The sequence below is a fragment of the Dellaglioa carnosa genome, assembly GCF_026948345.1.
GTDB lineage: Bacteria > Bacillota > Bacilli > Lactobacillales > Lactobacillaceae > Dellaglioa > Dellaglioa algida.
In genome coordinates this window covers 113,609-128,385 of the sequence record NZ_JANXLI010000003.1, presented here as the reverse complement: position 1 = coordinate 128,385, position 14,777 = coordinate 113,609, and the positions used below count along the sequence as shown (strand labels likewise).

12 protein-coding genes and 1 tRNA gene are annotated in these 14,777 nt (G+C 37.3%); 5 read left to right on the top strand and 8 right to left on the bottom strand.

Annotation, left to right across the window (positions count from 1 at the left end; all coding sequences use genetic code 11):
• Positions 1-15 precede the first annotated feature (15 nt).
• Complete coding sequence (locus N0K80_RS05300; protein ID WP_269024020.1) at positions 16-2,853, top strand: YfhO family protein; 2,838 nt, start codon at positions 16-18, stop codon at positions 2,851-2,853.
• A gap of 540 nt (positions 2,854-3,393) precedes the next feature.
• On the top strand, positions 3,394-4,674 hold the full coding sequence (locus N0K80_RS05295) for a hypothetical protein (protein ID WP_269024019.1): 1,281 nt from the start codon (positions 3,394-3,396) through the stop codon (positions 4,672-4,674).
• A 120-nt stretch (positions 4,675-4,794) separates the two neighbouring features.
• Here N0K80_RS05295 and udk read toward each other — a convergent pair whose 3' ends face one another.
• Positions 4,795-5,430 carry a uridine kinase gene (udk, locus tag N0K80_RS05290; RefSeq protein ID WP_057974404.1) on the bottom strand — a complete coding sequence of 212 codons (636 nt, stop codon included), beginning with the start codon at positions 5,428-5,430 and terminating at the stop codon, positions 4,795-4,797.
• Positions 5,431-5,448: 18 nt separating this feature from the next.
• Entirely contained in the window at positions 5,449-6,591 is a 1,143-nt protein-coding gene (gene wecB / locus N0K80_RS05285) for a non-hydrolyzing UDP-N-acetylglucosamine 2-epimerase (RefSeq protein ID WP_269024018.1), read from the bottom strand.
• 151 nt (positions 6,592-6,742) lie between these two features.
• Here wecB and N0K80_RS05280 point away from each other — a divergent pair, with 151 nt between their 5' ends.
• Positions 6,743-7,978, top strand: coding sequence for an aminopeptidase (locus tag N0K80_RS05280; RefSeq protein ID WP_146342496.1), 1,236 nt, complete (start codon positions 6,743-6,745; stop codon positions 7,976-7,978).
• 253 nt (positions 7,979-8,231) lie between these two features.
• Here N0K80_RS05280 and N0K80_RS05275 read toward each other — a convergent pair whose 3' ends face one another.
• The 5 genes from N0K80_RS05275 to N0K80_RS05255 all read right to left on the bottom strand — a co-directional run bounded on the left by N0K80_RS05275 (position 8,232) and on the right by N0K80_RS05255 (position 12,770).
• Positions 8,232-10,157, bottom strand: a complete 1,926-nt coding sequence (locus tag N0K80_RS05275; protein ID WP_269024017.1) for a copper-translocating P-type ATPase — start codon at positions 10,155-10,157, stop codon at positions 8,232-8,234.
• Positions 10,157-10,429 (bottom strand): cupredoxin domain-containing protein, encoded by a 273-nt coding sequence (locus tag N0K80_RS05270; RefSeq protein ID WP_269007489.1) that lies wholly within the window; start codon positions 10,427-10,429, stop codon positions 10,157-10,159. Before N0K80_RS05270 ends, N0K80_RS05275 begins: the two co-directional genes overlap by 1 nt.
• 21 nt (positions 10,430-10,450) lie before the next feature.
• Positions 10,451-10,825, bottom strand: a complete 375-nt coding sequence (locus N0K80_RS05265; protein WP_269024016.1) for a cupredoxin domain-containing protein — start codon at positions 10,823-10,825, stop codon at positions 10,451-10,453.
• A 138-nt stretch (positions 10,826-10,963) separates the two neighbouring features.
• Entirely contained in the window at positions 10,964-12,166 is a 1,203-nt protein-coding gene (locus tag N0K80_RS05260) for an MFS transporter (protein ID WP_269024015.1), read from the bottom strand.
• 88 nt (positions 12,167-12,254) lie between these two features.
• Positions 12,255-12,770, bottom strand: a complete 516-nt coding sequence (locus N0K80_RS05255; RefSeq protein ID WP_269024014.1) for a transcription repressor NadR — start codon at positions 12,768-12,770, stop codon at positions 12,255-12,257.
• A 115-nt stretch (positions 12,771-12,885) separates the two neighbouring features.
• Between N0K80_RS05255 and N0K80_RS05250 the strand changes: the two genes are divergently transcribed.
• Positions 12,886-12,959: transfer RNA gene (locus N0K80_RS05250), tRNA-Arg, on the top strand.
• A 39-nt stretch (positions 12,960-12,998) separates the two neighbouring features.
• On the opposite strand, the gene N0K80_RS05245 is transcribed toward N0K80_RS05250, so the two are convergent.
• Complete coding sequence (locus N0K80_RS05245; RefSeq protein WP_269024013.1) at positions 12,999-13,562, bottom strand: TetR/AcrR family transcriptional regulator; 564 nt, start codon at positions 13,560-13,562, stop codon at positions 12,999-13,001.
• A 115-nt stretch (positions 13,563-13,677) separates the two neighbouring features.
• Between N0K80_RS05245 and N0K80_RS05240 the strand changes: the two genes are divergently transcribed.
• Positions 13,678-14,709, top strand: a complete 1,032-nt coding sequence (locus tag N0K80_RS05240) for an SDR family oxidoreductase (RefSeq protein ID WP_269024012.1) — start codon at positions 13,678-13,680, stop codon at positions 14,707-14,709.
• Positions 14,710-14,777: the final 68 nt, after the last annotated feature.

Below are 14,777 nucleotides of genomic sequence, written 5' to 3'. Positions count from 1 at the left end.
AGGAGGATTCTAGTTATGTATAAGTTTCACTTCGATCTTAAAAAATCAAAAATGATGTACCTTTATTATCTTATTATTTTTGCAATTTTAGCTGGTCTTATTTTTGGGACTTACAAAATATCCGGATATTCTTTAATTCAAAGTCATGATCCTGCAGAACAACATCTACCTATACTAGAAAATTATCGTCAGCTCCTTGGTAATTTCATTACCCACCCTTTTCAACCACTAAAAATGTGGTCTTGGAACTTAGGAATTGGGGCCGATCAATTTCAAACGTTCGCTTATTATGTTATTGGTGATGTTTTTGCTTATATTACATTATTATTTCCCTCAAGTGCCGTGGTAACTGTTTATCAGTTCACACTCGTCTTGAGGTTATTTTGTGTTGGTTTATCCTTTATTTTCTTTGCACGACATTTCAAACTAAGTACAAGTGCAATTTTAACGGGAACGTTCATTTACCAGTTTACGTCATTTTCACTTTACTCATCTGTCATGCAACCATTTTTTCTAACACCTTTTATTATTTTTCCGCTGTTAATTATTGGTATTGAGAAAATTTTACAAGGGGCTAGACCTCACTTCTTTATTCTCATCTTAACTTGGACGTTTATCAGTAACTTTTATTTTTCCGTTGTTTTAGGTATCGGTGCGCTGCTATATCTCATTTTGCGTTACGTTATTTACTACCGCAAACGTTTAATTTTTTTTAAAACGGCCGCTATTTTCTTATTTAGTGCCATAACTAGTCTATTAGTTTCATCAATTATGTTGTTACCCGCTATGATTTCCGTGTTAGATTCGACACGATCTGGTGGTTTATTCGCTAATGGATTAAAGGTCTTCCCTATTTATTACTATATTAATCTTCCCGCCCAACTAATTGCGAGTGGGCAGTCGACATTTTGGACCAAATTCGGATTTAGCAGTTTTGCCGTTTTAGCAATTATTCACATTATTTATCATCGTAAAAAATATCCATTATTAATAACAACTTTTATAATAGGGTTAATCATGCTTTTATTCCCATTATTTGGAGCCTTATTTAATGGTTTTCAAGCACCCTCCAACCGCTGGATTCTCTTACTATTTGTCCCAGTCGCATTAAGTAGTGCACTGTTCATTGATAGCCTTAAAAAAATGGACCTAGCGGAACTTAAATTTATGGGGAAATGTCTTGTTGGTTATTTAATATTAGTTACCGTTCCTTTTTATATTAACGGTGAGACAGAGATTTTTATCCCTATCATTTTTTTAATTTCTTTCTTTGCAATTATTTTATTATATCGTCAACGACGTTATTCCGGGCGGATCCTATTAAGTTTGGTTCTCTTAAACCTGGCTGCCACTGGAATTTCTTATGCTTCTCCATTCACGAATACATTCAGTCATACCTTAATGCCCAGTGATGGATATCAATCTTTATCAAAAAATATTTTTGCTGATTTAGACAAAGACATCCCTAAATCTAATGCATTTCGTGTTTCAACAATTAGTCGCAACTACAATTTTGGCGCTGATTTTATGTTACGCAATAATTTAAATCCTGATGTAAATCTCATTAATTCTTACTATTCCATCCAGAATGGTTCCTTGAGTACTTTTTCAAATAATCTCCAAAATTCGCAGTATAACAATAATGTTCCCCTTGAAAACTTCGATGATCGAACGATTGCGAATAACTTTTTAGGCGTAAAATATCTTTTCACAAAATCAGATGAATTAAATGACGCAAAAATTCCTTATGGTTATCACCTGAGTCACTCTAACCTTTCAAAAGATAAAACTGAACAAACAAATCTTTATGAGACGAAGAATAATTTTCCATTAATATATTGGCAACCTAATGTCATTTCAGATGCCCGTTATACTAAGTTATCAGCCTCAAATAAAGAACGCCAGTTATCAAAAGTGGTTAGTATTGCTGATACTTCTGATTTCAAACAAACTGAACCGGTATCTGATGTAAAAAACGTCTCCTTTACAGTTGAAAAGACGAAGAATACGGGTCAACTGAACGAGTCAACTATACCTGTCATTGGCAATGAATATCACAATAACCCTGTTTTGGATACTTACCACATAAAAATCAAAGATGCTAAAAAATATCAGAATTCTGAATTACATGTTTCTTTGACTAATATTAAACACGAGGCACTATCTGTTAAAGATCAAATGAACTTGGCCGTTCTAAATAACAAAATAGGTTCTGATAAACAGCTATTAGATACAAACGCATCATTGGCCTCACAAAAGTCACTCAGTAAACAATTAACAACGGGTTCTTCAGGCACCAGTTATTCCATCGGTCTCAAGTCCAAAAAAACAACAAATAAGATTAAACAATTAGGTGTTGATAATCTCTCTTTCTTCAAGATATTATCTGATACTACCTTGAATATGGGCTATCAAAAAAAGATGCCTGAAAGTTTAGAGTTACTTCTATCGAATTCAGGCACTTACTCATTCAAAATTAAAATTACCGCCGTACCGCTTGGTAAGACCTACACGAATGAAGTGAAAACCATTCAAAAAAATAGACTACATTCGTTAAAATTTTCAACAAATAAAGTTGCAGGTTCAATAACGACTGGGGAACCAGGTATCTTAACTTCATCCATCCCTTACTCTGAAGGTTGGACAGCAGCAGATAATGGTCATCCCGTTCCAGTCATTAAAACAAATGAAGCTTTTATTGGTCTAAAATTACAAAAAGGGACTCACCATATTGTTTACAGTTACAAAACACCTGGGTTGACCACTGGTGCTATACTCAGCGTCCTTGGGTTGCTCATTTGGTTTGTGTCAATCCTTGTACCCGTTGCTTGGGCCCGTTTTAAAAATTATTAGTCTTTATAGAAATTTTGGGGGATTTATATTTTGGTAAGTAAGTTTAGCTATCTAAAAAATCACGGACCCGTTCTCGGTGTGATTTCTGCAGTAAGTTTATTTTTAGTTTTACCTCAAATACTTAATCACAGCTTAATATTAGGTGGTGATTCTTTATTTCATTTCAATCGCATCTACGATATCTACATGCAATTTAAAACGGGGAATTTTAGTTATTTCCAGTCAAACTACGGATTTTTACAGAGCGGTCGTATCATTAATGCACTGTACGGACCGGGTTTTGCCTACCTCTTGGGTGCACTCTTAGTTCTTGTACACAACTGGATCAACTTTCAAATTATAACGTCATTTTTCGCTTTTTTCATTAGTGGTTATACTATGTTCTTTTTATCCAGAGAGATGGGATCAACAAGAAAAATATCTTTACTCACGGCTACCCTTTTTATGGGTAGCTTTTGGATTACCAGATGGTCAACAAATCAATCCTTCATGACCTGGGGCGTTATGCTCATGCCCTTGATTGTTCTAATTGGTATTAAAATGCTTAAAAATGATTCCGAGAGCTTACATGTTCTGCCCTTTGCATTAATCTTTTCACTGTTAATTCAGGTTCACGTATTAAGCACTTTAATGTCGATTATCGTTTTAGGTATCTTTTTTATATTTAGTATGATTAAAAACAAAAAAAGAAATGAACTTTTATTAAAATGTTTTTTTGCGGGAATGTTAACGTTACTTCTTACATTTAACGTTTGGGGGGCAATGTTAGACGTCTTTGGTTCTGAAAAGCTCTATTCTCCATTTTCAGAACTCAGTATGTCAAATTTTACAACCGATATCTCTGTATCAACTTACGATACCACGCATATAGGGTTCGTTTTAAGTCTTATTTTTCTTTTACAAATTGGTTTATATTTTTCAAAAAGTGTTAAATTTACAACGCCTAATAAATTAGTTACTATTCTCGGTACATTTTTTTTAATCTTATCATCAAATCTTATTCCATGGACTAAATTAAGTAATCTTATTCCCCAACTACAGATCTCTTTACAATTTCCATACCGTTTCATCGGGTTTGCCACGGTTTTATTATTAGCAGGGTTTGGAGCAACTATAACTTCACTACCATCCGTGCGACTAAAAAGATATTTTGAAATTTCCATGGCCATATTAAGTAGTTTTTTATTGTTCCAATCCTATATGGACTTACAAAATAAAAGCACATTATGGAACACAGATCGCCCTATTATTTCTAAATCACTTAATAATTTTAAGAGTGAGTATGGGAATGAACAAATTAAACATATTTTTGTTTCATCACACCTAGGAAAAGGCCTTCAAATAGTTACAAATGAATCATCGGACTACCTACCTAAATACTATTCTGCCGATGCCGCTTCATATAATCAGCGTGGTACAAATGGATACCGAAATAAGGGAGATTCCGAAGCCTACGCTGCTTATGGTAAATATATTAATCGAAATACATCAGCCATTACTAAACGGGTCGTAAACGATAAACTTATTATTTCTTGGAATGCTATAAAAAAAGCAGACAAAATACAGTTACCGATTATTATTTATGCAAATTCGTTAATAACTTTAAATAACCATCATTTAAATAAAGATAAAATGACATTATCAACAATTGGAACACCCACTATTACCTCACCAAAAGTAGGTAAGAATACATTAACTTTGTCATACCATTCAAATTTAATCACAACGAAAAGTATACTTATTATAATTTCTGCTTGGATAATCAGTGTTATAGCGCTCATCGTTCTCACCATAAAAAATGGCCAAAAGCGCCATTTTTAAACTATATTTTCTTAGAAAAAAATCTCATTTTAACTAAAATGAGATTTTTATTTTATCCGCCTCATTAACTTCTCCTAGATAGAAAAAGCACTCATAACCTAATATGAGTGCTTTTTCTTTCTAATCTTTTTGTAAAATATCGCGAACTTTAGTTGATAATAAATCAATCGCAACGGTATTTGCGCCACCTTCTGGCACAATGATATCTGCATAACGTTTAGTTGGTTCAATGAACTGGTTGTACATTGGTTTAACCGTCTTAACGTATTGATTAATAATTGATTGTAATGAACGATCGCGTTCTTTCATATCGCGGGTAATACGACGAATAATACGTAAATCATCATCTGTATCAACAAAGACTTTAATATCCATCAAGTTTCTAAGTCTTTCATCCCCGAGGATTAAAATTCCCTCAACGATAATCACATCTTGTGGTTCCGTTTTGATTGTTTCACTTGAACGCGTGAACTTTGTGTAATCGTAAACTGGCATATCAATTGCTTCATTATTTAGCAACTGTTCTAAATCACTAATCATACGATCATTATCAAAAGCAAGCGGATGATCGTAATTAACTGCCTTACGGTCGTCCATGCTCATATCAGCTTGATCATTGTAATACGTATCTTGCTGTAAAATCATGATTGATTCACCAGCTAATTGTGAATAAATGGCGTTACTAACTGTTGTTTTACCACTACCAGTACCACCGGTTACACCAATAATAATGGGACGTTTTGTTCGTTTACTCATGCTTTAGAAATCCTCCATTTATTCGAAACGTTCTGGTTCTTGCTGACTATCTCCAAGTTGGTAAGCAATCGCATCTAAAATTCGTTTAGCGGCTTGCCCATCCCCATAAGGATTTTTCGCATTTGCCATTCGTTCGTACTCTCTCTTATCAGTTATCAATGATATCATGGTTTCTTTAACTTTTACAGGGTCAGTTCCGACTAACTTCAAGGTACCTGCGTCGACACCTTCTGGACGTTCTGTATTATCACGCAAAACGAGCACTGGTTTGCCAAGCGATGGCGCCTCTTCTTGCACACCACCGGAATCTGTCATAATAAAATAACTTTTAGCCGCTATGTTATGGAAATCAACCACATCAAGTGGTTCAATCAAATGAATACGAGCTTCATTCCCCAAAATAGCATCAGCTAAATCTTTGACGACTGGATTTAAATGGACGGGATACACAACTTCAACGTCCGGTTGGTCATTCACAACTTCTTTGATGGCTTCGAAAACACGGCGCATGGGTTCACCTTGATTTTCACGGCGATGCATCGTTAACAAAATCATCTTATTTTCAGGATTAACTGATGTTAGAACATCGTGATTGTATTCTTTTTGAACGGTTTGTTTCAAGGCATCAATCGCCGTATTACCCGTCACAAAAATAACATTCTTTGCATGATTTTCTAATAATAGGTTTGCTTCACTTTGTGAGGTTGGTGCAAAGTACATATCCGCTAAAACGTCGGTCAATTGACGATTCATTTCTTCTGGAAATGGGGAGTATTTATCCCAAGTTCTGAGTCCCGCTTCAACGTGCCCAATCGCAACTTGGTTATAAAAGGCAGAAATACTTGCGGCAAAAGTCGTCGTTGTATCGCCATGGACTAGGATAATATCCGGTTGTTCCTTTTTAATAACGTCATCTAATTTCTGTAAAACATTGCGTGTCGTGTCGCTCAACGTTTGGTTAGCATGCATGACGTTCAAATCATAATCTGGTGTAATTTTAAATATTTCTAAAACTTGATCTAACATTTGACGATGTTGTGCAGTTACGACAGTCACCATGTCGAATTCTGTAGATCGTTCTTTTAACTCTAAGATAACTGGCGCCATTTTAATTGCTTCTGGACGTGTACCAAACACCGTCATCACTTTCACTTTTTTCATGATTGGCCTCCTCAATAATGATTCTATCTAACAGTATACCAAAGAAACGTTAAAATTCTGATTATGTTAACAAAAATTTAATTGCTAATCATTCATCATTTTCTCATTAATATGTTATCCTTACTTAATTAATAAATTTGGAGGTTTTAATATGTCAAAAATGAATTTTAAAGAACAACTTAAAAAGTATGCTGAATTAATCGTTAAGGTCGGTGTGAATGTGTCAAAAGGGCAAACCATTGTGCTACAAATTTCTGTTACACAACAGGAACTAGCGCATTTAATCGTGGACCAAGCGTATGCTGCCGGTGCCAGTGAAGTAATCGTCAAATGGGCAGATAGTCATGTTGCAAAATCATTCCTTGAATTTGCGCCACTTGATCGTTTAGTGGATGTTCCTGGTTACACAACTTCTGAAGTCGAAGATTGGGTGGCAAAAAAAGCATCACGTATTTCAGTAATGTCAGATGACCCCGACGCGTTTGCCGGTATTTCTGCTGAAAAGATTGCCTCACGCCAAAAAGCCATGGGCCAAGCTTTACGTCCTTTACGTAAAGCAACTCAAAACAATGACGTTAGTTGGACTGTGGTAGCTGCTGCTGATACGGCTTGGGCAGAACTTGTTTTCCCAGAATTAAAAGGTGACGCGGCCGTTTCACGTTTATGGGAAGAAATTTTCAAAACAACTCGAATTGATCAAGCTGATCCAATAAAAGCTTGGCACCAACATGATTTAAAATTACGGACAAAAGCAGAAGAGTTAAATCAAGAACAATTTTCTGCCTTACATTACGTTGCACCAGGAACTGACATCGTAATTGGCCTACCCAAGAACCATTTGTGGGAAGGTGCGGGTTCGTTTGATGCACAAGGGTTTGAATTTATGGCAAATATGCCAACTGAAGAAGTCTTCACTGCTCCTGATTCTAGACGAATTGATGGTTACATTTCTTCAACGAAACCCTTAAGTTACGCAGGAACAACTTTAAGTGGCATGAAATTCACTTTTGAAGCGGGTAAAGTCGTTGAAGCAACTGCCGAACAAGGCGAGGACGTTTTACAACACTTGCTTGCTACTGATGATGGTGCCAAATCATTGGGCGAAGTTGCTTTAGTTCCGGACCCTTCTCCAATTTCACAATCAGGAATAACATTCTACAACACATTGTTCGACGAAAATGCAAGTGATCATTTGGCACTTGGTTCTGCATACCCATTCTCAATCAAAAATGGCACAAAAATGAACGATAAAGAATTAGCGGATGCTGGTTTGAACTTAAGTCAAACGCACGTTGATTTCATGGTTGGCTCCGCTGACATGTCAATTGATGGTATTCGTGAGGACGGTAGTAAAGTTCCCGTTTTCCGTAATGGCGACTGGGCATAACTAGATAACGAAAAAAGAAACTAACAGATTTTGTTAGTTTCTTTTTTATTGATTGTTGCCCTAATTGGTTTAATTATAAATTTGCTTAAAAATAACCATCCTATTAACTTTTGACGAGATAACGGTTATTTTATAACATAAATCTAGTCACCATCTTTAACGGTTCTATAAAAGAAGTCCTGTTGACGCAGGGCTTCTTTTCTTTACGTCAGTATACCATTTAATTGTATGTTCTTTTATCCCAAATTATTTTTTAGACTGGACGTGTTTGTTGACTAATCTTGACTTTGTTTAATAAAACAGAACTTGTCACAACCGACAATGAGCTAAATGCCATAGCTAACCCTGCTAGTTCTGGGCTAAGAACTAATCCAATTCCGTAAAACAAGCCTGCGGCAACCGGGATTCCTAGCACATTATATACAAACGCCCAAAATAAGTTAAGTTTGATTCGATTCACTATTTTGTGACTCAAGATTAATGCACGATTAACATCACGAAGGTCATTTTTAACTAAAATGATTCCACCAGATTCAATTGCAATATCTGTACCAGAACCCATTGAAATACCAACATCAGCTGTCGTTAAAGCGGGGGCATCATTAATCCCGTCTCCTACAAAGGCAACTTTACTTGTCTTTTGTAATTCACGGATATGCGCAGCTTTATCTCCTGGAAGGACATCAGCCACTACTTCATCAATCCCAACCTGGTCGGCAATTGATCGTGCAACGCGTTCATTATCCCCGGTTAACATAACTGTTTTAAGGCCACGTTCTTTCAACGCACTAATAGCAGCCTTTGAAGTTGCCTTAGGTTCGTCTTGAATGGCCATTAATCCAACAACCTCATCCCCACGTCCAACAAACACAACTGTTTTAGCTTCATCTTGTAATTGTTGCACTTTAATAGCCATTTCAGCATCAATTTGATAGTCGCTTAATAACTTATCGTTACCAACAAATACCCGTTTCCCATCAAGCATTGCCTCAACGCCTTTACCTTCAATCGCTCGAAATTCAGTTACTTTAGGTGCTATAAGCTTATCTTCTGAAGCTTTATCCATAATGGCCGCTGCCAAATGGTATTCCGATGACTCTTCTAAACTAGCTGCCAGAGAAAGAACATCTTGTGGATCACCAATAATATCCGTAACAACTGGTTTACCAACCGTAATTGTCCCCGTTTTATCGAAAACGACCGTTTGTAAGTCGTTAGCCGCTTCAAGTACTTCCCCATTTTTAATTAAAATACCCATTTTTGCGCTTAATCCGGTCCCAACCATTAGAGCAGTCGGCGTTGCCAGTCCCAACGCACAGGGACATGCAATGACCAGAACGGAAACGGCGAAGATTAACGCGTTGGCAACTGTTGCACCGAGAACCACATACCAAAATAAGAAAGTCACAATCGAAACGATTAACACCACCGGAACAAAAATATCTGAAACTTTATCCGTTAATTTTTGGATGGGCGCATGGCTCGTTTGCGCTTTTTTAACTAATTCCACAATTTGCGCGAGTAAGGTATCATCACCAATTTTTTCAGCACGAAATGTAAACGCACCATTACTATTAATGGTTGAACCGATTACCTTATCACCAACTTTTTTCATCACAGGCATACTCTCTCCGGTAACCATTGATTCATCAATCGTTGACCCACCCTCAATAATGATACCGTCCACTGCCACTTTTTGACCCGGACGGACACTAATTACATCCCCAACAATAACTTCCGACAATGGAATCAATATTGTCACACCATTACGAATAACCTCTGCATCTTTTGCCTGTAGATCAACTAATTTTTCGACTGCATTTGATGCGCTACTTCGCATACGTTCTTCGAAAACTTGACCAAGTAAAACGAACGTTATCACCAAAGCCGCACTTTCAAACAAGACGGCTTCATGAATGATCATCGCATAAATGCTGTAGATATACGCCGTAATCGTTCCCATCGCAACCAGTGTGTCCATGTTTGCATGATGTTTTTTAAAAGAGGCCCAAGCACTTTGCAGAAAGGGCCCCGCCGCAACAACCATGATGATTGTCGTCAACCCGAATTGTGCCCATTCACCACCTGGCATCATAATTCCAAATGGCATCAAAATCATATTTGCTAACATTGGCATTGACAGGATCAATGCAATCCAGAACCGATTCATCACTGACATTATTTCACCACCACTTTCCCAAACACCATATCCATTCCACAACTAAACGCATATTCTCCGACCTTATCCGTTGAGATAGTTATCGTTTGTGGTTCATTCAAAGGTAAGTCCGTTTCAAAGTCCATTTCGCTGCTATGTATTGTCTCCAAACAGCCTTGCGTATTAATACGTGTCACTAGAATTTCGGCAGGAATTCCTTGTTTTAATTCTATGACGCTTGGACTGTAATTACCCGCCACTGTTACCTGAACCTGCTGTTTCATTTTGCTCATTATTAACCCTCCATAGATTTGTTATTTTTCAATAATGACGTTGCCTCGGAACATATCCATCCCGCACGCCCATTGAAATTTTCCAACTTGACTTGTATCAATTTCAATCGTTTCTACTTCACCTTTTGGTAATTCACGATTAATACCAAATTCCGGAAAAACGACATGGTCTAAACAACTTGATGAATCTAATCGTTTGAAATTAAGTACAGCTGGAATACCCTGCTTCAAGATAACCGTCTCAACCGAATAACCACCGTTGACCTCAATATCAACGCTTTGCGTGTCAGCCTTAACATCCGCAATCGCAGTTGACTGTTCATGCTTACCAAAAAACCACCAGATAATAAATCCGACCACCGTGATACCAATCATTGATACAATTAATTTTGACATTTTTATTTCCTCCCAGATTAACGTTTCAGTTAGTTTACAAATGTAAACAATAAATACATTGTAATTATATCGTTTACACTTGTCAACAAAAAAGAAGTTAACCCAGAAAATTTCTTTCCAAGTTAACTTCTTTTGAGTTTAATCTAATACTTTTCCTTTAGTCTCATCGCCTAAAAAGAAAACCGCCGTTACGCCGAGCATAATAGCGACACAGAAAATTGTAAAAATATGGCCGACAGTAATCTGATTACTAATCAGATACCCAACTAATGCTGGTCCAACAATCCCACCAATTCGACCGAACGAAGCCGCCATTCCTGTTCCTGTGCCTCGAATAATGGTTGGATATTGTTCAGGCGTATAGGCGTACATTACGCCCCACGCGCCGAGATTAAAAAATGAGAGTAGCGCGCCATATGTAACTAACGCCCCAACACTCACGGCATTCCCAAAGAGAAAAGCGAATACTGCCGTTCCCAATAAATAACTGATTAAAACTGGTTTTCGGCCTAATTTCTCAATTAACCATGCTGCACTAAAGTAACCCGGTAATTGTGCTAAGGTCATAATCATGACATAACTAAAACTATGCACAAGATCGAACCCTTTAATCACCATCACGCTGGGTAACCAAAGAAACATCCCATAGTAAGAAAAAACAACCGTGAACCATAGAATCCATAACATTAAAGTTTGACGACGGTATGCTTGAGACCAGACTTCTCGTATTGAGGTAAAAAATGACAGTCTCTGCGTTTTTTCGATAATTACGGGTTCTTTTACATCTCTCATCCCCAAACGCATGAAAATCGCATAAATTGCCGTTAGCGCAGTCCCAACTGCCGCTACACGCCAACCATATTTTGGAATGACAAATGTTGCTACAACGGCTGATACAATCCAACCACCAGCCCAAAAACTCTCTAACAAAACAACAATTCGACCGCGTCTCTCAGGTGCAACATTTTCAGAAACAAGTGTTGACGCAACTGGTAATTCGCCACCTAGTCCGGCGCCAATTAAGAAACGCATGATTAAGAAAAAAGATAACCCCGTTGCTAGTGCCGACAATCCACTACCGATGGAGAAGAATAATAGCGTGACAATTAAAATGATTTTACGTCCCATACGATCAGCTAACATCCCAAAAACCAAAGCACCAACCGCCATTCCAATTGAGCTGACACTACCGATCCAACCCATTTGAACTTCAGATAACTGCCATTCTTTTTGAAGTGCCGTAATGATGAATGATAATAACCCCACATCCATGGCGTCAAATAGCCATGCAAACCCAGCCACAGCCAGTAATTTGTGTTCCTTCTTTTTCTGAATATCCATCTACCAACATCTCTTCTCGTCTAATTTACGAGGGTGTCTTTACACCTTCTAAAGTAGAGTATGCCAAATATTAGGGTGTCTTGTCAACCTAATCTGTTTGATAACTAAGACCTGCATCAAATAATTCTTGTTGAATTTTAGCGTAGTTCTCTTCCGAAGCTACTTTAATGAGATGCGTATGAATTCCTGCCGTTAATTCTGACAGTAACCGACCTTTATGTCCATTAAGTTTTGTCATAAATTCATTAATATCATTTTCCGTTTTAATCAGTAACGTTCCCGATAATTCCCCATAGATTTCATGGTTAATGGTTACATTTTGGACCTCTGCGCCATTCCGAATTAAGAGCTCTAATTCTTCTTGTACACGGTCAACCCGATGTTTACAAACAATCATTTTAATGATTTTATTAGGTGCTTGATCGTAGGTATAGCCATTGAATGAGGCCAATATTTGCTCACCTTGTGCTCTTAACAAAGCAATATCACCCACAATTGTTTGTCGACTAACTTTGAATTGTTGCGCAAATTGATTCGCACTGATTGCGTTCGCATTATTATATAGCTGTTCTTTGATATTTTCTTGTCTATCTTTTCCGTTCATGCCGCTCACATCCTCACTAATCATTAGTTGTATTCTACCATAATTTCGAGCGCTTCTATTAAAATCAAATTGACTTATTTATTGTCGCCATTTACAATGAAGTAGCTAGTCTTTTGTCTCTGTAGCTCAGCTGGATAGAGCAACCGCCTCCTAAGCGGTAGGTCATCAGTTCGACTCTGATCAGGGACATACCAAATAAGCCGCAACCATTTCAATTATGGTTGCGGCTTATTTATATTTAGTCGTTGATGCAGTAAGTGACGCCTGAATATTGGTAATCAATAGTTGGATATTAACGAGTGGTTCTTTCTTACCACTCAACAGCCATTCACGCCAAATACCATAGACGCCAGCTGCCATAAAGTTTGTATAATATTTTTGGTCGTCCGGCGCTAATCCCGACCATATATTTTGTTTCTGATACATCCGGATGATATTTTCATTAAATACTTGTTGAACAATGGTTTCAAATCCCTGCTTCATTGCTAAATCCAATGGATCCGACAGTTCATCAAATAGACGTGCCATGGCCTGCAGTTTATCATCTTGGGTTAACCCTTCACTCACATCGTCGAAACTCTCATTGAAAATAGGCGTTAAATAACGAATAAGAATATCATCAAGCGTTTTATAATTTCTATAAAATGCCATTCGACTGACACCTGCTCGCTTAACTACCTGAGTCACGCTTAAATCAGTTAGTTGATTCGTTTTTAGTAATTGCAACAATGCCGTAGTTAAGTAGTCTTCAGAATCTTTTTTTATTAGTTGTGCATGGTTGGTCGCTGACATAACACATTCTCCATTCTGTCACAGATGCTGACTCTTCACTTGAATTTCCCTGTCATTTAACTTAATATATCGTTATTGACGTTACAAGTGTAACGTAACTTAGGAGGTACTTCAAATGAAAAAATTAGTTTTGGTCACAGGTGGTAGCGGATTTATCGCTTCACATATTATTTTACAACTATTACAACAAGACTATGCCGTTAGAGCAACTGTCCGTTCAATGGCAAAAGCCGACTATATTAAAGAAATTATGCATAGCAGCGGTATTCAAAATAATCAAGATTTATCTTTTATTGAAACGAATTTAACCAGTGAAAAAAATTGGCCGGCAGCAATGGAAGGCGTCTCATACGTGATGCACGTTGCATCGCCCACGCCAAAACTAAACTTCAAACATGAAGAAGAAATGATTAATCCTGCTGTAAATGGCGTCCTCATGGTTTTACGGGCAGCACAAAATGCCAATGTTAAACGCGTTGTTCTAACATCAGCTTATGGTGCCATTTTCGCCGGTCATCATAACCGTCAAACGCCTTACACTGAAAAAGATTGGTCTAATTTAGAAGATAATCATATCCATCCTTACCAAAAATCAAAAACATTATCGGAAAAAGCCGCTTGGGATTTCATTCAGAATGAGGGTCACGGTTTAGAACTCTCTGTTGTAAATCCGGTTGCCGTTATGGGACCCGTCTTAGGATCCGTTTACTCACATTCAAATATTCAAATTCAACAAATGATGGATGGTGACATTAAAGCAGTCCCTAATGTTAACTCGGGTTACGTTGACGTCCGTGATGTTGCCAGCTTGCATATCCTCGCAATGACTTCAGAAAAAGCAAATGGTGAACGTTTCTTAGCAACGACTGGTGAAACACTTTCCATGCTAGATTTAGCTCATATTTTAAGAGATGCTTTTCCAAGTTATGCCAACAAATTACCTAAAAAAACAATTCCTAATGGCGTCGTTAAATTTGCGGCTATCTTCCGTCCAAATTTACGGATGGTTGCCTCTTTAGTTGGTAAATATGCCGCTACCAGCAACGAAAAATCAGTTAATTTATTAGGCTGGCACCCTCGTTCTGCTAAAGAATCCGTCATTACAACCGCACAATCCATGATTGATTTAGGTATTCTAAAAAAATAAAATTTACGCTCGTAGTTAATTTATAAACAAATAAAGGATTGAACACGATTTTTAATCGCATTCAGTCC